This is a genomic window from Halalkalibacter sp. AB-rgal2, from assembly GCF_041821005.1.
Taxonomy (GTDB): Bacteria; Bacillota; Bacilli; order Bacillales; family Bacillaceae_D; genus Halalkalibacter.
Genome location: NZ_JBGUAV010000014.1, coordinates 23806 through 45513, shown reverse-complemented (window position 1 = coordinate 45513; position 21708 = coordinate 23806). Strand labels below are relative to the sequence as shown.

Genomic DNA, 21708 nt, shown 5'->3' with positions numbered 1-21708 from the left:
GTATGAGCTACATGACTAAATGTTGTGTAGCTCATACTTATTAAGTGCGATAGTAACTGAAAATCAGGATGGATTGATGAAGAGTATTTTTTAGAAAAACAGTGTAGAACATTGTATTTTTTTGCCATTATTTAATTATAGAATTATTTTCCATATGGAAATGTCTGAATAAATACGAAGAAGCTGCAGGAGAGGAATATATGATGAAAAGAATAGAGCTACGGTTAATAGCATTCTTACTATTAGTACTTGTACTAGCTGCTGGTTTGTCTTACTTGGCTTTAAATCAAGTAACACAGACTAATAACGTAGATGCTGGACACAGGATGACGATTGCGTTAGTCAATGAAGATGAAGGTGCGATATTTAATAATGAGCAATTGGCTTTTGGAGATGCTTTTGTTCGTAGTGTCGATCATGACTCAAACCATGACTGGTTTGTCGTCAGCCGGGGAGTAGCGGAGAGCGGCTTGGAACGACAAACGTATGACATGATGATTGTGATTCCGAATGATTTCTCTGAAAAAGCACTCTCTATGGATTCTATTTCTCCAGAGCCCGTTACATTAAATTATAAAATTAATGCATCAGAAAATGATGAAATTAGAGCAGAGGCTGAAAGAGCAGCAAGCGACATATTAAATGACTTTAATCGACGTGTTATTGATGTGTACTTTGCTAGTGTAATTACTAACTTGCACGAGGCACAGGATCAAGTTGGCTATATTGTGAACGAGCAAGCGAAATATACAGCTACATATAATACGGCTATTCAAAGTCCATTGTCTAATTATACGAATCAGTTTAATACGGTGAAGGATTTTACAGACGTATCACGAGGTAGCTTTAGTAGTTTAGAGGATACGTTGGAATCATTCACTGATCGTTTGGCAGAAGAGATGGAATTAAGTCAAAGCTTTGTATCGAATGTGAATGATGTAACGGGTTTAACAGAGTCGAATCAAGCGTTGTCGCAAGGATTCTATGATTCTCTGAACCAATTTAATGCCACGATTAATGATGCAGATGCACAAAGGCAGTTAGATCAGCTTGTTCGTGCGAACGAGAGGATTTTTAATCAATTTCAACTCCAAGAAGAGAGTACAACCATTATTTCTGATGCCGCTCTTTTGCGAGATTATTTTGAACGAGCCAATCAGCAAGTAAGTAGCTTAGAAAAAAGTTTAAAAGAAACCCTTGAGTCGAATATGAAAAGAACGGTTTCGGATCGTTTAACAGGTATCTTCTCGAACGCGTTCGAAAATGAGTTGACGAGCTTGAACTCATTATTTAGACGGCCTGATCGAAATATGAACCGTACAATTGAAGAGCACATTAAACAATTACCATCATTAAGTATACGAGATATAGATGACTCTGGTCTATCTGAACAGATGACATTGGAATTAACGAATGTCATTGCAACAGCAAGAAAGTACAATCGCGAACGTCCAGATTTTGATTTTTCGCCAGATGATTTAGATAACAGCCATATTTTATCGACGCAAATTCAAGAAATCAAAAATCGGTTAGCTGAAACCGGAGTGATCATGACCAACTCTGTTGAATTACCAGCTAACGAAAAGACAGGACAAATTTTCACGTTGTCCATTCCGAATGAGTATGAGTTAAAGCGATTATGGTTAACATTACCAGGATCAGATGAAGTCAATTACACAGAAGTGTATCAAGAAAATGGTGAAGTGAAATTACCCGCTAATGATGAAGGTGTCTTCACTGTAAGAATCAAGCTTCAATTGAAGGATGCTAATAGTGAGATTGATGTGTTTCAACCAGCAACTTGGAGTTGGGATATGCTTCAAGAAAACATTACTGATGTTGATCTTGTAGATGAAGAGGCTGGGTATGAGGTATCTGTTGCTCCATTACTTGCAAATACAGTAACAGAGGGAACAGATGAAGAGGAACCAGAAGTCGATGAAGAGAATGGCAACCGTGAGGAAGAAGAGGATTCGGATCAAGAAGGACGAGAAGAAGAACAGCCTGATGAAGACATAGAAGAGGACAGAGACTCCGAGGATCAGGAAGAATCTGAAGACTCCGATGAGTCTGATCATCAAGATGGAGATAGCGATGAAGGTAATGACGAAGGTAATGAGGAAGAGCCTGAACCGATTATCGAAAAGGTTACAGTGATCAATAACTATATTCACCATCGCGTCATGTCACCGATATTAGATGATGGTACACAAGCGCTCATTCATGCTGTTGAGCATACAATTAGTGATTATCAGAAATTATCAGCTCTATTAGAGATTTACTTTGGTCTTGATATGAGCTCACCAGAATTAAGAGATTCATTTTCAGGGAATCGTTTATCTGACTTAGCAACAGAGTCTTCTCTCTATTATCTCTTTAATGTTCAAGAGTTAGATGAATTAATGACAAATTATGTTGTTGAACGAGTAACAGCTGGTGTTACAGCGGAAATTAGAGAGCCGATTGAACAGCTATATGAGCAAGTAAGGATCTATCATGATCGTTCAAATCGTGCTGAAGACCGCATGGATCAGCTTGTTGAGAAAATTGTTTCAACGACAGAGCAGGCGCAGATCATGAATCAAAGTCTTTCTGAAGTGTTAGAGGAAGTCATTGCATGGCGTGAACGAAGCTTGGCGTTAATTGATGAACAGTCTGATGTGCAGGCTGCGGATAATGAAGAGCAACAGGCGATTCTAGCATTAAGTAACGATTTCATGCCGCTGCTAGCAACGAGTGAGTCTCTTTCTGAACAAGCTCAAAGTAATTTCTATACGGCAGAGACCGTTTATCAAACCTTTGAAGAAATTGATAATCAAGCTACGTTGATTCAAGAAAGTGGAAATGAACTAATTAGTCAGGCTGAGGAGCTCTCTGCTAGTATGACGAATAAATTAGTAGAGGATGAAGAGTTTGCTGAGAACTTTACGGAAGTACTGGCCAACAGTCGAATTGGTGAGAGACAGAATGAGGACCTTTTAGATTTCTTATCAAGTCCTGTTCAAACAAAAAATGATGGAGTCATCGTCTCAGGTGATACATTTACTCCTTATTTTATCGTGTTAACTATCTTTATAGTAGCTCTCTTTACTGCGTATGTGATCTCAACGATCCACCAGCGCCGTTTAGAAAAGGATGAATTTGAAGGGGAACGAACCATTTTCTCACAAAATACACCTATTACGATTATTTCAGCAGGTATTGGAATAATTGAAGGTGCAACGATTGGCCTCATTTCTGGCTTCAGCTTAGGAATCGAAGGGTCTCAATTAATGTTATGGACCCTATTAATAACGACTCTTGTATTAACGATATTACTTATTTCTACTTATTTGTTACGACAATTGAAGATGTTTGGGATGTTCTTGTTACTTGCCGTATTTGGTATGTATTTATTCTTCACAAGAGCACTAGGCTCAGTATCAAGTGGAGGGTTACGCACGTATTCACCATTGCAATATGTTGAAAATGTTCTAGTTCGAGCCTTCGGTGAATCGATTAACTATCAAGCGACATTCTTTGTATTGATTGTACTTTGCCTAATAGGTGTTCTGCTTAATCTGTTGGTGTTCAACCTTTCTACAAGAAGTGAGGAGATGGACGATGAAGAGGTTTCAAAAGCTAGTTAATATCATGGTCTATATGCTCATCGCTAGCCTATTCCTACCGGCGTTCGCAGTGCTTGCTGAGGATCAGTCAAGCACTGCGGAAAGAGGGAAGTTAAATGTGGATCTCGAGCGAATTAGTGGAAGTAATCGTGAAGGCGATCAGACGAACACGGTAACCGAGCTTGAGAAAGTGTTTCCAGAGTTGTTTAGAGATGAGACGAAAGAGATCATTGATACGAAGCAGCTTGAGCAAGAAGAATGGCTTGAAGGTCTTCAACAATCTATTTTTGAAATGGAAAGTCAAACAGATGCGACGGTAGCTCGTGTTCAAGAGTCTCTTTTTACAGAAAGCTATACGGCTCCGACAACTGAAAACCGAGCAAGTGAAGATGGATCTAATGGGGGCGCTAATAACGTCCTCCTTTTCTCCATTATGGGATTTGTCACGATGATTGGCGGAGCGGTATTTATGATGATGCGACAAGTTATGGATTAGGAGAGTCGATGATGGCAAAGTCTACACATATTAATGTAACGATTGATTTTCATAATTGGGGTGGAGGCGTATATGACTTACGCATTCCAGTTCAATTAACGGTAAAGCAATTACTGCTAAGCGTTGCTGATACGCTACATATCGAGCGGACGGATTCCTCTCTATGTGCGATTAAGGTTTTAACGAAAAAATTATTTATTACGGATGATGATATGTTAAGTCATTATCCGATTACAGATGGGGATATTTTACAAGTTTTATAGACTAGAATGTGAAGGTCTGTGAAAAGGTGAAGGAGTCAACGCTATGAAGGAAAAAAAGATTCAGTTGGATTCGCTCACGCTTCATTTTCAAATTGAAGGTGAAGAGTGGCGCACAGAATTAGCCAAATCACAAACGAAGGTGAAAACGATTCAACAAATGGGACTGATTACGACACCCTCGGACTATTTTTTGCCAGTCTCGATCGAAGAGGAAGAGGATCTTTTTAGGTTTTCATTTGTGGTGGAAGATGAGAAAAAGAAATGGAAGGATATTAAGGATCTTCAACGGAATGAAAAGCTACGGTTGCTTTGGAATTTAGCTAAGCTGAAACCTTATTTATCAACTCGGACGACTTTCTTTCTCCATCCTGATAACGTCGTATTTGATGACAATTTAATGCCGTCTATTATGTATCGTGGGATTCGTCAATTGCTACCACCTTATGAAGTGAAAGAAGATCACTTCTTCCAACAATATAAATGTTTCATTCTCGCCTTATTTTCTAAACAGTATACCTTTGATGATTTATACAACGGTTCATTAAAGAAGGTGAAGGAAACAGAGTTTGAACGACATGTTCATGAGACAAAAAGTCTAGAAGAATTAATTACGTACATAAAGACGTGCTATCGCAAAGAGCAACAAAAGACGGAAAAAACGATGACGACAGTCCCGATGAAACGGTTTCGGTTATTCAAGCAATTATCGATCATTATGATTACGTTGTCTATCGTGCTGGCCGTACCGTTATTTTATTACATGTTTGTGAAAGACCCATATCAGGAAAAGTTATTAACTGCACACGGTGAATTTTTGTCGTCAGATTATAGCGCAGTCATTTCAACTCTTCGGAGAGAAGACCCTGAGCGGTTACCTTATCGGACTAAATATATTTTGGCGTACTCTTACATTCAAGTTGAGAGTTTACCAAATCGAGATAAAGAAGCGATTATGAGAAATGTCAGCTTACGAAGTGATGAGAATTATTTGCTCTATTGGATTTTAAATGGTCGTGGCTATTTTGAAGAATCGATTGAAAAGGCGATGTTTATAGATGACCCACAATTAATTATGTATGGGCTTATTAAGCAAATGGAGCAAGTTCGAAATGATCCGCAATTAAGTGGTTCAGAACGTGATGAGGAAATAAGAAGGCTTCAAGACGAACTGAATCGATATGAAGACGACTACTTGGAAGAGAATGAAGAGGAAGTAACAGAGGAAGTTCCAGTAGAAGGAGCCAATGCTGAACAAGAGCTTGCTCCAGAGCCTGATGAAGACGAAGAAATGATTGATCAAGAAGAGGAAGAAGAGTAGCGATGCAAGCTTGGCTGATTGAGAGAGGAAGAAAATCATGGAACAGACGAGACTATTAATTCTTTTTGATAAGCAGTTACACAAATGTCTTTTACCTAAAGGGATATCGAAAGAAATAACGGTAAGTAATGATTGGTCTGATACGGTCACATTTACGAGCTTAACGGAATCTTTTGTCGTTACTTGGGATGGAGAAGAGTGTGTTCTTGAAGGGGACGCCCTTCCTGATAATGGACGAACGCGATTACAAGTAGGCTCGACGGAAATAGAGTTTCTTCTTATAGAGGAAGAAGAAGTAACCGTTTATGATTTAGCAGGTGCTCAGGCGGTGACATTTGGAAATAGTGAACATCATGATATCCGGCTGGAATCGACGGATGCTGATTTTTCACTTATACGACCATCAGAAGATCGATTCTTTCAGTTAACGGTAAATAGTGGTGAAGTGTATCACAATGGTCTATGTAAGGAGCATGTTCAATCGCTTGAACCGGGAGATCAGCTCTATGTAGATGGAATCTCGATCATCATCAATGCAGAGGATATGGAGGTCAGTGGTGCCAAGGAGAAGCTAGCATCGGAGCTGACGCAGCTGGTGGAGCGGGATACGTACTACAGTGAGGAGTATCCAGATTACCATCGCTCGCCTCGCGTCATTTATCGAGAGCCAACCAAAAAGCAGACCATTGCTAAGCCGCCACCGCAACCGTCAAAGCCGAGTGAACAATTAGCGCGGACCATTGTCCCTCCTCTTGTGATGATTGCGGCGTTTGTTCTATTGACAATTTTCCAGCCGCGAGGAATTTATATTGTCGTTATGCTCGCGATGACGGTGACAACGATTCTGATTTCAGTTATTTATTATGTGAAAAACCTGAAGCAATATAAAGTAGACACAAAGGAACGGTTAGAGAGCTATCGAGAGTACTTACACCGAAAGACGAAGGAGTTATATCACATAACCGAGGAGCAGAGGCATTCCTTGAACTATCATTTTCCTCATATCGAACAAATACGAGATATGGCTGTACGAGTTGATGCAAGAATCTATGAGAAAACGATGTTTCATCATGATTTTCTGCAATATCGTACAGGATTAGGAACAGCAGAAAGAAGCTTTGAGATTGACTTTAATGAAGAAGAGTTTACTCAAGAAAAGGATGTACTCGCAGACGAAGCGAGAGAGCTTTTGAATCAGCATGAAGATTTACACGATGTTCCTGTCGTGGCCTCCTTAATGAAAGGTCCGGTTGGATATATTGGACAGCGTCATCTCGTCTTGGAGCAGCTACAGCTGCTAGTTATGCAGCTAGGTCTGTTTCAAAGCTATCATGATGTTCAGTTCATTACCGTATTTCCTGAAGAGGAAAAAGAAGAATGGAATTGGATGCGGTGGCTTCCTCATTCAAGCCTGCGTGATGTGAATGTAAGAGGCTTTGTGTACCATGAACGCTCACGAGATCAAGTTCTTTATTCGGTGTATCAGATCTTGAAGGAGCGAAAGCAATTGATCGACGAGAAAGGGAACACGAATGAAAAAACGTATTTCTTCCCACACTATGTCGTCTTGATTACGGACGAAAAGCTCATTCTCGATCATTCGATTATGGAATTCTTTAATGAAGATCCAAGCGAGCTCGGCGTTTCTCTTCTATACGTTCAAGATGTCATGCAATCATTACCAGAGCATGTGAAAACGGTTATTGATATTCGTGATTCTAAGACAGGAAATATCATCTTAGAAGAAGGCGAGCTTGTTAATCGTGCGTTTGTTCCTGATCACTTTCCGTTGAATTTCGATAAGGAGGAAGTGTCTCGTGCTCTTGCACCGATTAATCATTTGCAAAGTTTAAAGAATTCCATCCCAGAAAGTGTAACGTTCCTTGAAATGTATGGGATTGAGCGAGTGGAGGAGCTAGGTGTTTCAACGAGGTGGCGTGCAAATGAAACGTATAAGAGCTTGGCGGTTCCGCTTGGATTACGTGGAAAAGAGGACATCGTCCAGCTTAATCTTCATGAAAAGGCTCACGGGCCACACGGGCTTGTTGCTGGGACAACTGGGTCAGGTAAGTCTGAAATTATTCAATCGTACATTTTGTCTTTAGCTGTTAACTTTCATCCATACGAAGTAGCTTTTCTATTAATTGACTACAAAGGTGGAGGAATGGCGAATTTATTTAAGAAGCTCCCGCATTTAGTTGGAACGATTACGAATTTAGATCGTAGTCAATCATTGCGTGCGTTAGCTTCTATTAAGGCGGAGCTTCAAAAGCGCCAGCGTCTTTTTGGAGAAAACGATGTAAACCATATTAATCAATATCAAAAGCTATATAAGCAAGGGAAAGTCCAAGAGCCGATGCCACACTTATTTTTAATTTCGGATGAGTTCGCTGAGTTGAAGTCGGAGCAGCCTGATTTTATGAAGGAGCTTGTTTCAACGGCGCGTATCGGTCGATCATTGGGCATTCATTTGATTCTTGCTACACAAAAGCCAAGTGGGGTTGTCGACGATCAGATTTGGTCGAATTCAAAATTTAAGTTAGCGTTAAAAGTACAAAATGCTAGTGATTCAAATGAAATATTGAAAACACCAGACGCTGCTGAAATTACATTGCCTGGTCGTTCCTATTTACAAGTAGGAAATAATGAAATATATGAGCTATTCCAAAGTGCATGGAGTGGTGCTGATTATATTCCTGATCAGGACGATTATGAATTAGTGGATACGACGATCTATGCGATTAATGATCTAGGGCAGTATGATATCTTAACAGAAGATTTAAGTGGTTTAGGTCAGAAAGAACAAGTTGAGAAGGTGCCTACGGAGCTCGATGCTGTGATTGATCATATTCACGATTATACGACGAAACAGGACATTGCGCCATTGCCACGTCCGTGGCTTCCACCGCTTCCTGAGCATTTAACGACAGAAGAGCTTCACCCTATTAGCTTTGAAGAGGCTTGGGAAGAAGAGAAGAGGCCGTTGCAAGTGACGATTGGTTTACTCGATCAGCCTGAGCTTCAGTCACAGAAGCCGTTAACTCTAGATTTAACAAAGGATGGTCATATTGCTGTCTTTTCAAGTCCAGGGTACGGGAAATCGACGTTCTTACAAACGGTTGTAATGGATTTAGCCAGACAACATCACCCTGAGCATTTTCATGTATACTTGCTCGATTTCGGGACAAATGGTTTGTTACCGTTAAAGGGTTTGCCACATGTGGCTGATACATTTTTAGTTGATGATAGTGAGAAGGTTGGAAAGCTGATACGTTTGTTATCGACAGTCATGAAAGAACGAAAGCAGCTTTTAAGTCGGTATGGTGTCGCTAATTTATCGATGTATGAAAAGGCGAGTGGGGAAGTTGAACCGAATCTATTAATCGTCATTGATAACTTTGACACTGTTCGAGATACGGATTTCTCTGAGGAGTTCGAGAAGCTTGTGACGCAAATCGCTCGTGAAGGTGCAAGTGTTGGGGTTCATTTAACGATTAGTGCAGGACGACAAGGGGCTATGCGCATTCCGTTATTATCAAATATTAAGACTCAAATCCCACTTTACCTGATTGAACAAACAGAAGCGCGCTCGATTATTGGTAGAACCGAACTAGAGATTGAAGAAATCCCAGGACGCGGTCTAGTGAAGCTAGAAGAGCCAGCACTATTTCAGGCGATGCTACCTGCTGAAGGAACAGAGCCATTAGAAATAATCGATTCAATCCAAACGACTGCTAAGAGCATGGATGAATATTGGCAAGGAGAGCGTCCTGAGGAGATTCCGATGATGCCAGAAGGGGTCATTGAGTTTGAGAAGTTTAGGCAGAGTAAGAAAGTAAAAGAGCTTGTAAATCAGCAGCAGCTTCCTCTAGGTCTGGAGTTTGAGGAGGTTCAGCCGTTGGCATTTGCTCCGAACAAATTTGGACAGTTCATCGTCGTAAGTGACCGTAAAGACGGGTTAAGAAGGATGAATCAGTCTATCTTAAAAAATATGATGCTTCTGAAAGATGATTATCAGCTCATGCTCCTTGATACGAGTGATAAAGAGTTATCCGAAGTAGCAACAGAGGTGAATGCTTATATTTGTGAAACAGAAGGTCACAAGACGGTTAAAAATGATTTATTAAGTGAGATCAAGATTCGAATGACTCAAGGGACAGAAGGAATGCCGAGTTGGCTCATCTTTATAACGGATTTAGAAGATTTCTGTCAAAGTAGTGAGCTCACAATAGAGGAAATGACTACATTCTTTGAGCAGGGAGCTAAGCTAGGACTCTACTTTATTTTGGCAGGAGATTATAGCTTTATTGGAATAAGCTTTGATCCAATTGCTAAATATGTTCGAACGCAAGCCATTGTGGGACTTATTAGCATGAGATTGTCTGATCAAGACATTTTCAAGCAAGCATATATGGCCAAGGAAAAATACCCTAACGCATATGAATGCTATTACGCAATGGATCATCAGCATATAAAATTAAAAATCCCTGAATAAGGAGGCTGGAGGAGAATGAGTTATTTACATACATTACAATCGAAAAGAAATCGAGTTTCGAACCAAATGTATACGAAACAGCAACAGCATTCCGTTGCGTCTGATGAAGTGTCCAGGTTAACGACAGCTTTGTCTAATTTACAAGCAGAGGTCTCTGACTTAAGATCGTCAAAGTCAAAGATTGATAAGCTCTCAATTCAAACGAGTAGATGGAAGGGGAAGAATGAATCGACTTTTTCAAACCGATACTCTTCCTATCAATCGACTGTTAACAGCTATTCAAACAAAGCCGATGATGCGAAGGAGCGAGTGGCTGATGATCTTCGTAGGGCGGAAGAACGAAAAAACTCGCTTGCATCAGATATTACTAATCTACAATGGTCACTAAATTCTCTGGATAATCAAATAAGATGGGAACGCGTTGCTCAACAGAAAGGGTGAAGAATATGGGAGCAGAAGTTAAGATTAATATTGAAGTGTTTCGTGCAAATGCTGAGAAGCTTAGAGGCTCATTATCGCAGCTAGAATCAAAAATGAATGTGAATAAAGCGCTTGGACAAACGAATATTTCTCCTTTCACAGATGATGTTGAAAAGTTTGCCGAAGCATTGCAGCTTATAAAGAGATATAAGCAATTGATCGAAGTAGATGTAGGCATTTTAAAAGAAACAGGAGAAGCTATGAAGGAAAATGATGAGCAATTAGCTTGTCAATATGTCCATTCAACGACGGGATCACAACCTTTACCATACTAAGGGAGGAGGCGAAGCGAATGAGTCATAAAGTAAAGCTAGAAGAAGTTACGCAATTTTCAGATGAACAGTACAATGAAACGATGAATCTATTAGATGGAATTGGAGAAGTTCGATCTAATATAGATCAAATCATTCAAATGGATACATTCCAAGGTGAAGCGGCCGACTGCTCAAAAGCATATTTTAATGAAATACACATAACGATTCTGCAAGCGTTTGAAGATTTGTTCACAGCTCTATCAACGACAACAGACAATCATATAGATGCCTTTCAAGCGAATGTTGATGCCAATGATTCAGCTATTATTGAGAGCAACTATTTAGAGGAGCAAGTTACCAAAATCGATGACCATTATGATGAGCTAGCTCAAGTCTCAAATAACATTAACCGAATTATCCAAAGTGTATCTGATATCTCAACGGCAACACAGCCTAGCCTAAATAATGTCTCAAGCCATCAAGAGGATGTTATTGAAGTCCCAACGAAATTGGATAAGAATCTATCTGAATTTACGAGTAGTGGCAAGAATGATATAAATAACATTAATACGGTTATTTCAGAGATTGAGTCGCTAATCAGTCAGATAGAGGCTCAGAGAGGATCGGCTCAAAGTAATAGTAATTGGTTTAAAGAGGGATTGGATTGGGTTTATGGGAATGAGGGGATTTTACAAGATGGAGCAAGGGCTGGAGCTGCAACAAGGACGTTTTCTTCAAGTTCGTCAATGTATCGCGCTGGGCAATATGGAGGACTTGAAACATCTCAACACCGAACTTCAAATGGAACAGGATATCGGATAAATGCGACAAGTGACGCATTAGAACAGCTTGGAGTGAAGCCGGATGGCCAAGCAAGACGAGATTTGAATAAACGATTGCCGAAGAATGGTCAAACGTTAACTGTGGCGCAGCAAGAACGAGCAAGAACTAACCAAACAACATTACGAGCAGCTGACCAAAGACCAGGACGAACAGGTTGGACAAACACGGGTCAGCAGGCATTAAATATGCATCCTGAGTTACGATATTTTGGTAGTGGATCTAATGCGATTACTACTGTGGGATCCGCTATAGACTCAGCAAAATCTATCTCGCATGGAGCAGGAAGTGGTGCAGTAGGGGCATTTACAGACTTTTTTAAGAAGAGTACAAATACTGCTTCAAAGGTTGCAAAAGGAGCCGGAGTTTTCGGAGCTGCGTTGAGTGGCTTAAGTAACTATCAAAACGCTCGAGATGACGGTCTATCTGTTGGGAAAGCATTAGCAAGAACTGGTGTTGAAACAACGATTGACTTAGCAGTGGGGGGAGCTGTGCAAGGAGCATTTACGGCTGCTGGTACAGTATTAATACCAATACCTGGTGTAGGAACTGCTGTTGGTGCAGGTTTAGGTATTGTTGCAAATAGTTTATTAAATGTAAAATTTGGGAAATCAGAGAAGTCGGTAATGGATCGTGTGAAAGGTTGGTTTAAATAAGTGACTTTAAATAAATTTAATGAAAAAGATTATTTAGTATTAAGAAAACCCTTTGAGTCAAATAGGCAGAGCCCGGCATCTTTAAGCAGAATCTTTATTCTGTGTGTGTTCTGTCAAGCGTTACTACTCTTTTTAGAGTTCTTTGTGGCAAGTTATTCCATGTTTCCAAATATAGAAAAGATAGTTTGGTGGCATCTAATTTTCTCTGTTGTGTTGGTAGTTGTTTCAGTTGTTTTTTCTGTTCCAAAAGTCTTTAATAAATATCAGAAAAGCCAATATTTACTGAGTATTCTTGTTTCCCATAACATTTTCACAGTATCTACATTTATTTTAGTATTAGCATGTCTTGGAACAATGGTCTCAAATAACCAAGATGCTAATCAATTGCAGTCACTTGCATTTGTTATGCTAGTTGTGGGGGTACTAGTATTCTTAATTACGTGTTTTCGATTTTATATTTTACTAAATAGAGGACATTATCGTATAGATTCTTCTAATGATAGATTAAGAAGTAAATTTGAGACTAAGTCTTATTTGCCAACTGTTATCATATTCAGTTTAGCCTTTGTTTATATTATGCAATTTGTTTTTCTACAAATTGACATTGTTCAAGTTGAACTATTATTCATCATTACCATTTTGATACTTATATTTTATGTAATGTTATTTGTTTTACCTGAACAACTCGTCATTCTCTATTGTAAATATCGATTCAAAAGCTTCAACTTTGAATCGAATGGCAGGTATTTAAATCGAATCCAAGAAACAGAGGAAGACGAAAAAACGCATAATAACTGATTATAGAAAGGATGAACGAAATGACCATCGAGAAACGTGCACTTCAATTTGATAATCTACTAGTCTACGAAAAAACACAGCTACGCACCGATTGGCAGGAAGGCTTTTTTATGATGGAGGATTTATTGCTTTCTGAAGGGATCTATAAAACAGGGCCTGTCTTTTTCTCTGTTGCACCTGCAGAGGGAGAAAAGTCTTTTGGTCATTTTACGTATTATCTACCGATTAATGAAGCCGTTCGTTTGGAGGATGAACCTGATTTTCGTTTTGAGGGGACATTTCGTATAGAGGATGCTCTAGTATTGCGACAAGCTAATGAAGAGGTTGATTTCCACGCAGCTAATGATCGAGTACGAGAGTATGCCACTGAACAAGGAATCCTGTTAGAGGATACTTTTTATTGTGTGTTATTAGAAGTGTATGGTGATATGATCATTGATTTATATGTACCGATTCAAGGGAGAGGCGAGTAATTATGATCGATAATCATACTATTGCCTATCGAAATGTTGTATCAAAGTATTATCAATTTGTGCCGGAGGAAATTGAACTTGCTTTTCAAGATTTTGAAGCGTTGTTAGAGAAGCATCAATACCATCCAACGGGTACGGTTTTTTTCTCTATTATGAGTGATCCTACGGAAGAAATTATGACTGCGGAAATTTTCTTTGGAATAGAGGAAGAGCAATTTGCGCTTGAATCAGAAGATTATTTACGATTTCGTAGCTACTTTTCGGTGAAGCCGATGTTCATGACGCGTGTAGAAGGGGATATTCAGGAACAAGCACAAGTGAAATATTGGGAGTTAATTGAACGATTGAATCAATTGGGAGTTGAGCAAGCCACTCCTGTCTTTGTGGAATATAAACGAACACATTCAGATCAATCGTATATTGAGATGAGTGTAGGATATCGATGACAATACTAGAGGGAGGCAAAAATATGAAAAGGTTATTGATGACCATTATTTTCCTAATAGGTATGACCTTAGTTGGCTGTAGCTCTGAGGATACGAATACAGATGAGGAAGGGGTCGATGTAATTTTGGAAGAAGAAAATCAAGACGGAGTTGAAGAAGAGGATAACTTCATAGATGACGAAGAGGCATCTGCAATTGAGGAAGAAGAATTAGATGTAACCGATGATGAAGACTCTGCTGCTATAGCAACTGAAGGCTTACAGCTTCAAGTAAATAAAATCGACCAAGAAGCCGGGGTAACGATTGAAAATCATCCACTGTATGCGGATATTAATGAGCTTGTCACAGCTGATCCAGAGATGGGTATCCCGAATGATTTTAGTGTCGTTCCACTTGATATTTACATAACAGAGGAAGGAAGCAGTTTGTTCTTCTTAGCGGTGAATCGGCTAGACATACCGATTACAAATGCTTCATTCGATTTTACATTAGGGAATACGGATGGTGAGCTCGTGTTTGATCAGGTAGACATTTATTTGAGTGAAGAGGAGTTTGGTGTTATTGAACCTAATCATACCCTTCCTTTTTTTCTCGACCTGACTCCAGAAGGCGAGGAATTATATGAATCATTAACAATGGATAATGTGTTCATGGATATTGAGAACTTTTCAATGGATGTCGAGGAATAACTGATGGTATGGATGAACAATCAATTGATTGTTCATCCTTATTTTTGAATAATCAGGTTTGCTGTTTTTTAGTTAAATAAACATATTACACTTTAAACTTTGCTAGAACTTCCTTCAATTCAGCTGCTAAATGGCTCAAACCTTGTGCGGATGAGGATACCTCTTCCATTGAAGCGAGCTGCGTTTCTGATGAGTGGGCGATCTCCTGTGTTCGGTTAGAATTTACTTCTGTGATTTGGGCAATTTCGTTAAAGGCTGCTGTGACTTCTTCAGCGCCTGCGGACATTTCCTCAGATGTAGCAGCCATGTTTGAAATTTGGTCAGCAACTTGATTGGTTAACTCAATAATTTCGCTAAACTGTTGTTTGGTCTTTTCGGCAATGGTTAATCCTTCGCTTACTTCACTTGTAACGGCGTTCATCGACTCATTCGAATGTTCAATATCGAGCTGAATTTCGTTAATAATGTTTGAAATTTGCATCGATGATTGTTGCGAATCCTCGGCAAGCTTTCGAACTTCGTCTGCTACGACCGCAAACCCTTTTCCATGACTTCCCGCTCTTGCTGCTTCAATTGCCGCATTTAATGCTAACAGATTTGTTTGCTCAGCAATACCTGTAATGACATTTAAAATGTTACTAATATCCTTCGATTTAACGGCTAGCTTTTTCGTAATGTCGTCCGTTTCTAATACGGACTGTTGGATGACGTTCATTTGTTGAATGTTTTGCTCTACAGAACGTCCACCTTCCTGGGCCTTTTCAATTGTTGTTGAAGCTGTTTCTGAGACAAATGAAGCGGACTCGGCCATGTCTTGCACGCCTCTTGCTACTTCATCAAGTGATACCAAGCTCTCCTTAACTCCTGTTGCTTGCTGAGTCGATCCTTTTGCCACTTCTTGAATCGATCCAGCGATTTGCTCAGTCGTTTGAGACGTTTGCTCAGAGGTTGTCGATAGCTCTTCTGCCGAGGCAGCAACGGTATCCGTGCTCGTGTTCACTTGCTCGACTAACGCTTTCAAATGTTCAGTCATTTGGTTCGTATGGTGAGCTAAAGCACCAATTTCATCTTCTTTTTTGATGAATAGTGGTTCACTCGTCAAATCACCTTTGGCGACGTTTTGAACGTGACTTGTAATTTGGCGGATCGGACGGCTAATATTTCTGGCGATTACTAAAGCTAAGCCACTAATGATAACGGATGCGATAATCATGATGATAATGGATGTCCATTTAACGGTTTCTGCTCCTGCTAGGACGACGTTCATCGGAGTGAAAAAGTAGATGCTGTAACCGGCAGTTGGTATCGACGCGTGTGCGACTAAGCTTTCCTCTCCGTTCGCTTGAACAATTGATGTTCCACTATCTTCGCTACCCGATTCAAATAAAGTCATTAAATCACTTTCAAGGTTAGCTTCAGTGATGTGTAAGCCAACTAAATCCTCGTTGGGGTGTGATTGAATGATATCTTGATCATCGATAAAGACTGTATGGCTATTTGCATTTGCTGAATCTAACAGAAACTGTTCGATCAACGCTTCAAAGTTAACAGAAGCAGACATGACTCCTAGTCTATTGCCAGAAGAATCATGAACAGGCGTAGCGACAACAACGATGCGATTACCAGTAGCGTTAGATGTTAGAACGCTAGACATATTCTGATCGCCAGCCATCCCTTCTTGAAAGTAGTCACGGTCAGAAAGGTCAAGAACGCCAATGTGTTCTTCTGTTGTATGTGCTTCAACGATACCTTCAGCTCCAGTGAAGACGACCGTCTCATAGGTCTGGTCTTGTGCTTTAACTGTATTCATTAATTGGAGTGTATCATCTAAATGATCACTTCGAATCGCATTGGATTGTGCGATAATCGAAATTTCATCAAGTCGTTTTACAAGCCATTCTTCCATCCCTTGAACCGTACTTTCGGCTTGCACTCCTAACAACATTTCTTCTTTCATAATTAATTCCTCACGACTAGATTGATAGATAAGTGAAGATGTAATGATGAGTGGAATAATACCAATTGATACAAAAGCTAAGACAAATTTAACATTGATTGACTTTTTGATTTTAGATAATAAATTCATTCGATCCTCCTGAGTAAAAGCTTTAATAGGATAATTGTATCACCTTTACGTAGTAACAAATACCCGGTAAAAATTAACCTTAGTGACCGTTTTTTGTAAAAAAATCTATTTAAAAAAATAATAGGTGCCATATGTAAATGAATAGTAAATATGAATAGTACGAGGTGCATGAAAATCAATGGGTGATTTGAGTACAGCTAAGGAGCATAAAAGCTAGATTTATTAGATGTATCTTACTACTTTAAGCAAGAGTACATTTAAATTTACAAAACCTTTACAAAAACTTTACATATCATTCATGTACATAGGTTGTTATTTTCTTTAGGATGGTTGAGGGGAATAAAGATGTTAAAACATGTCGAATGAATAGAAGAAGGGATGATTGTATTGGATGTGCAATCCTTATTATTTATGTTCTTTGGGGGACTGGGGATCTTCTTATTTGGGATAAAATATTTAGGAGATGGTCTACAAAAGGTTGCTGGAGATGGACTTAGAGACTTACTAGAACGCTTTACGTCGAACCCGATTATGGGTGTGTTTGCTGGGATTTTTGTTACGGTTTTACTGCAAACAAGTACAGGGACGACGGTTCTAACAATTGGTCTTGTCAATGCAGGATTTATGACGTTGAAACAAGCGATTGGGGTTATTATTGGCGCGAATATTGGTACGACCGTAACTGCATTTATTATCGGAATCAAAATATCGACCTATGCTTTGCCGATTGTTGCTGTCGGAACCTTTTTCATTTTCTTCTTTAAAAATCGTAAGCTAAATAATTATGGGCAAGTTATCTTCGGGTTTGGTGCTTTGTTTCTAGGTTTGAACTTAATGAGTGATGGATTAAGCCCGTTAAGAGATGTACAAGCATTTGCTGATTTAACGGTTAGTATGAGTAACAATCCACTACTTGGTGTGTTAATTGGAACGATTTTTACGATTGCGGTTCAGAGTTCAACTGCTGCGATTGGTTTATTGCAAACTCTTTTTGGTCAAGGATTAATGGAGCTAGATGCGGCATTACCAGTCTTATTTGGTGATAATATTGGAACGACGATTACAGCTGTCCTAGCGTCAATTGGAGCATCAATCGCAGCTAAGCGAGCGGCGTTAACACATGTTATCTTTAACTTGGTTGGTGCGACGATTGTTTTAATTTTATTAGTACCTTTTACAAGGCTGATTGAGTTTATACAAGGTCAATTAGGGTTAAATCCTGAAATGACGATTGCGTTTGCGCATGGGATATTCAATGTGTCTAATGCGTTGATTCAACTCCCTTTTGTCGCAGTGTTAGCATGGATCGTCATGAAGCTTATTCCGGGTGAGGATTCAGCGATTCCATATAAAACGGTTCATTTAGATGAACAATTTATTAGACAATCACCAGCGATTGCATTAGGACAAGGGAAGAAAGAAGTGCTTCGCATGGGTGAGCTGTCTGAAAAAGGGTTAGAGGAAGTTAGTCAATATTTTAAGACTCAAGGTAAGAAGCATGGTGAACTGATTCCACAATACGAGGATGCGATCAATAATTTAGATAAGAAGATTACCGATTACCTTGTGCAAGTATCTTCGCATTCGTTGTCTGGAGTTGATTCGAAAATTCATCACACGCTTATGAATGCGGTTCGTGATCTTGAACGAATTGGTGATCATATGGAAAATATCATGGAACTCATTGAATATCAAATTACAAATAAAGTGAGATTTTCGGATTCGGCTGTTTCTGGATTAGAGGAAATGTTTGAATTAACGATCTCAACGTTAAGGCAATCCATTAAAGCACTTGAAACAGATGATCTTACTGAAGCGAGAGCGGTTTTAGAAAAGGAAGAGAAGATTGATAAAATGGAGCGTGAACTTCGGAAGCGACATATTAAACGTGTCAATGAAAATCAATGTACAGGCTCTGCAGGGATTATTTATGTCGATATTGTTAGTAATTTAGAGCGTGTCGGTGATCATGCTGTGAATATTGCCGAAGAGGTCATTGGTGAAGGATAAACGAACGTTATAGTAGGGCATTGAAAAAAGTAGAAAGCAAACTTTTTCAATGTCCTTTTCTATAGTTGCTTTTCTGTATGAAATCAACTAACATATAAGTGTTTGCTTATATATTAATGATAGGAGGCTTATTTTGCATGAAATTAGAAATTTTTGATCCGGCGATGTGTTGTTCAACAGGGGTTTGTGGTCCTTCTTTAGATACTGATCTTACGAGAGTAGCATCGGCCGTTTATTCTTTAGAGAAGAAGGGCTATCAAGTGAAACGGTATCAATTAACCAATGATGCTGATCAGTTTGTTAGCAATCAAAAAGTGAATCGTCTATTGAATGAGAGAGGTCCAGATTCGCTACCGATTGTTTTGGTAGATGGACAAGTAGAGAAGATAGGAGAATATCCGTCAAATGAAGAGTTAGCCAAATGGTTTCATTTACGAGAAGATGATTTGAAGGAAAAACCTAAAGTACGTCTACCCATTGACGTTACTCCATTAAACTAACATTGGGAGAAGGGTTTCGTATGTTTCAAATGTTTAGTCCGAATGATGTAAAAACGAAATTTTTATTTTTGACAGGTAAGGGCGGTGTAGGAAAAACATCAACGGCTTGTGCAACTGCTGTTGGGTTAGCTGATCAAGGAAAGAAGGTACTCTTAATTAGTACAGATCCCGCTTCTAATCTTCAAGATGTGTTCCATTTGTCATTAGAAAGTAAACCGAAAAGCATTCCTGAATTACCGAATTTATCTGTAAGTAATATTAACCCAGAACAATCTGCCCATACCTATCGTGAGAGGGTAATCGGTCCTTACCGAGGTCAATTACCTGAAGCTGTTGTCGAAACAATGGAGGAGCAGCTATCAGGTGCGTGTACGGTTGAAATTGCTGCATTCGATGAGTTTACGAATTTTCTTACAAATGAGGAAGTCGTTGAAGCGTATGATCATATTATTTTTGATACAGCGCCGACAGGACATACGCTACGTCTGTTGTATTTACCGACTGCATGGGATGATTTTTTACGAGAAAGTACACACGGTGCCTCTTGTTTAGGTCCCTTGTCTGGATTAGAAGGAAAGCAGGAGTCATATTCGAAAGCTGTTGGGGCACTTGCTAACCAAACGAAAACAACGTTAATACTCGTTGCACGTCCTGATCGCTCCTCTTTACTAGAGGCTGATCGAGCTGCGAGGGAGCTTCAAATGATTGGAATTGCGAATCAATTGCTTATTGTTAATGGCTTATTTCTCCATTATACAAAAGGCGATGAAGTATCAGAGTCCTTTTATTTTCGACAGCAACAGGCGCTGGAGAGTATGCCACCTAAATTAGAGTCGTTACAAGCTTGCTCCTTACCGTATGTACCTTATTCATTAACAGGTGTCAATCAGCTTCGGAAATTATTTAAATTACAAAAGAAGGAGATTGTTGAAAGGGATAGGCAGCGTACATCGATTGCTGATGTTCTAAGCTTAAAGGATGTGATTGAGGATCTTTCTGCTTCAAATAAGAAGTTAATATTTACAATGGGAAAAGGAGGAGTAGGGAAGACGACCGTTGCATCTGCAATTGCAGTAGGATTGGCGGAAAAAGGTCATAACGTTCACTTAACAACAACAGATCCTGCCGCTCACTTAGAGTATCAATTTGAAAACGAATTAAATCATCCTCATTTAACGGTCAGTCGAATTGATCCTAAGCAGGAAGTTGAGCATTATAAAGAAGAAGTAGTACTACATGCGAGTGAGAAGCTAGATGAAGATAGTCTAGCTTATTTACAAGAGGATTTAGACTCTCCCTGTACAGAGGAAATCGCTGTTTTTCAGGCTTTTGCTGATGAGGTGGCGAGAACAGAAAGTGAAGTGGTTGTCATTGATACAGCCCCCACAGGTCATACACTTTTATTATTAAATGCGTCAGAATCATACAGTAAGGAGATGGCACGATCGACAGGTGGAGAAGTGTCAGAAAGTGCTAAAAAACTTCTTCCTCAAATTCGTAATGCAGCTGAGACTGAGGTCATTATCGTTACGCATGCGGAAGCGACACCTGTCTTGGAAGCAAAGCGATTGCAAGACGATTTACAGCGTGCAAGTATTACGCCTAGATGGTGGGTTATTAATCAAAGTTTAGCGAAAATTCATTCAACAGATCCACTTTTGAACGCTAAGGCTGATAGTGAGAGAGAATGGATTAAGAAGGTTGATAACGAACAAGCTGAGAAATGTGCAGTTATTCCATGGATTCATGAAGAAAAGCTAGGGTACGATAAGCTGAAAGAATACGCAACGATTAATGGAGTATGTATAGATAGATAAAGGAAGGTGGAATAGGTCATGGAGAAAGAATATCATGAGCTAGTGAAGAATCGGATCTATATTGGTGGAGCTGATGATGTAGGGACCGTTCAACAAAATGAGAAGGTAGATGTCGTATTTGATCTACGTGCAGAGTCTCGGGAGGAGGATGTAGCATACAATCGTGTTCATTGTCCAATCGTTGATGATGCTGATAAACAGGATGAATCGGTAAAGGAATCGATTGAACAAATCGTCCAAGCGTATGAAGAAGGAGAAAATGTGTATGTTCATTGTCAAGGAGGCAGTAATCGAACAGGTACAGTTGCTGTTGGTACATTGCTGACCTTAGGTGAAGCGAGTACGATAGAAGAGGCAGAAGAGCTAGCGAAGCAAGCACGTCCGAAAATTAACATTAAGCCAGAAATGAAGGAAACGCTAAAGCGACTCTTTCCTAAAGCTTAATAAATGATCAATCGAAAAGCGCTTGGATGGGGTTC

17 protein-coding genes are annotated in these 21708 nt (G+C 39.5%); 16 read left to right on the top strand and 1 reads right to left on the bottom strand.

Going from position 1 to position 21708, the window contains the following annotated elements; genetic code table 11:
* Positions 1–200 precede the first annotated feature (200 nt).
* From esaA to ACERJO_RS12325, 12 genes are all read left to right on the top strand, one after another.
* Positions 201–3629 (top strand): type VII secretion protein EsaA, encoded by a 3429-nt coding sequence (gene esaA / locus ACERJO_RS12380; RefSeq protein ID WP_373647678.1) that lies wholly within the window; start codon positions 201–203, stop codon positions 3627–3629.
* Entirely contained in the window at positions 3604–4104 is a 501-nt protein-coding gene (essA, locus tag ACERJO_RS12375; RefSeq protein WP_247107103.1) for a type VII secretion protein EssA, read from the top strand. The genes esaA and essA overlap by 26 nt, the downstream gene beginning before the upstream one ends.
* An 11-nt stretch (positions 4105–4115) precedes the next feature.
* Positions 4116–4367: an EsaB/YukD family protein gene (locus ACERJO_RS12370; protein ID WP_247107104.1), complete on the top strand. Its 252-nt coding sequence runs from the start codon at positions 4116–4118 to the stop codon at positions 4365–4367.
* 43 nt (positions 4368–4410) lie between these two features.
* Positions 4411–5685, top strand: coding sequence for a type VII secretion protein EssB (gene essB, locus ACERJO_RS12365; RefSeq protein ID WP_373647677.1), 1275 nt, complete (start codon positions 4411–4413; stop codon positions 5683–5685).
* A gap of 37 nt (positions 5686–5722) precedes the next feature.
* On the top strand, positions 5723–10180 hold the full coding sequence (essC, locus tag ACERJO_RS12360) for a type VII secretion protein EssC (RefSeq protein WP_373647676.1): 4458 nt from the start codon (positions 5723–5725) through the stop codon (positions 10178–10180).
* A 15-nt stretch (positions 10181–10195) separates the two neighbouring features.
* Positions 10196–10621 carry a YwqH-like family protein gene (locus ACERJO_RS12355; RefSeq protein WP_373647675.1) on the top strand — a complete coding sequence of 142 codons (426 nt, stop codon included), beginning with the start codon at positions 10196–10198 and terminating at the stop codon, positions 10619–10621.
* A 5-nt stretch (positions 10622–10626) separates the two neighbouring features.
* Positions 10627–10935: a TIGR04197 family type VII secretion effector gene (locus ACERJO_RS12350; protein ID WP_247107108.1), complete on the top strand. Its 309-nt coding sequence runs from the start codon at positions 10627–10629 to the stop codon at positions 10933–10935.
* 17 nt (positions 10936–10952) lie between these two features.
* Positions 10953–12410, top strand: coding sequence for a T7SS effector LXG polymorphic toxin (locus tag ACERJO_RS12345; RefSeq protein WP_373647674.1), 1458 nt, complete (start codon positions 10953–10955; stop codon positions 12408–12410).
* A gap of 354 nt (positions 12411–12764) precedes the next feature.
* Positions 12765–13208, top strand: coding sequence for a hypothetical protein (locus tag ACERJO_RS12340; RefSeq protein WP_373647673.1), 444 nt, complete (start codon positions 12765–12767; stop codon positions 13206–13208).
* 20 nt (positions 13209–13228) lie between these two features.
* Positions 13229–13681 carry a hypothetical protein gene (locus ACERJO_RS12335; RefSeq protein WP_373647672.1) on the top strand — a complete coding sequence of 151 codons (453 nt, stop codon included), beginning with the start codon at positions 13229–13231 and terminating at the stop codon, positions 13679–13681.
* Between the two features lie 2 nt (positions 13682–13683).
* The gene (locus ACERJO_RS12330; RefSeq protein WP_235715737.1) at positions 13684–14127 is read left to right on the top strand and encodes a DUF5085 family protein; all 444 of its coding nucleotides are present in this window, start codon (positions 13684–13686) and stop codon (positions 14125–14127) included.
* Positions 14128–14150: 23 nt separating this feature from the next.
* A complete protein-coding gene (locus tag ACERJO_RS12325) occupies positions 14151–14816 on the top strand; it encodes a hypothetical protein (protein WP_373647671.1) in 666 nt (221 codons plus the stop codon).
* Positions 14817–14901: 85 nt separating this feature from the next.
* Here ACERJO_RS12325 and ACERJO_RS12320 read toward each other — a convergent pair whose 3' ends face one another.
* A complete protein-coding gene (locus ACERJO_RS12320) occupies positions 14902–16902 on the bottom strand; it encodes a methyl-accepting chemotaxis protein (protein WP_373647670.1) in 2001 nt (666 codons plus the stop codon).
* 378 nt (positions 16903–17280) lie between these two features.
* Between ACERJO_RS12320 and ACERJO_RS12315 the strand changes: the two genes are divergently transcribed.
* From ACERJO_RS12315 to ACERJO_RS12300, 4 genes are all read left to right on the top strand, one after another.
* On the top strand, positions 17281–18912 hold the full coding sequence (locus ACERJO_RS12315; protein ID WP_373647669.1) for a Na/Pi cotransporter family protein: 1632 nt from the start codon (positions 17281–17283) through the stop codon (positions 18910–18912).
* A 137-nt stretch (positions 18913–19049) separates the two neighbouring features.
* Positions 19050–19412, top strand: a complete 363-nt coding sequence (gene arsD, locus ACERJO_RS12310) for an arsenite efflux transporter metallochaperone ArsD (protein ID WP_373647668.1) — start codon at positions 19050–19052, stop codon at positions 19410–19412.
* A 20-nt stretch (positions 19413–19432) separates the two neighbouring features.
* Positions 19433–21229, top strand: a complete 1797-nt coding sequence (gene arsA / locus ACERJO_RS12305; RefSeq protein ID WP_373647667.1) for an arsenical pump-driving ATPase — start codon at positions 19433–19435, stop codon at positions 21227–21229.
* An 18-nt stretch (positions 21230–21247) separates the two neighbouring features.
* A complete protein-coding gene (locus tag ACERJO_RS12300; RefSeq protein WP_373647666.1) occupies positions 21248–21673 on the top strand; it encodes a protein-tyrosine phosphatase family protein in 426 nt (141 codons plus the stop codon).
* Positions 21674–21708 lie beyond the last annotated feature (35 nt).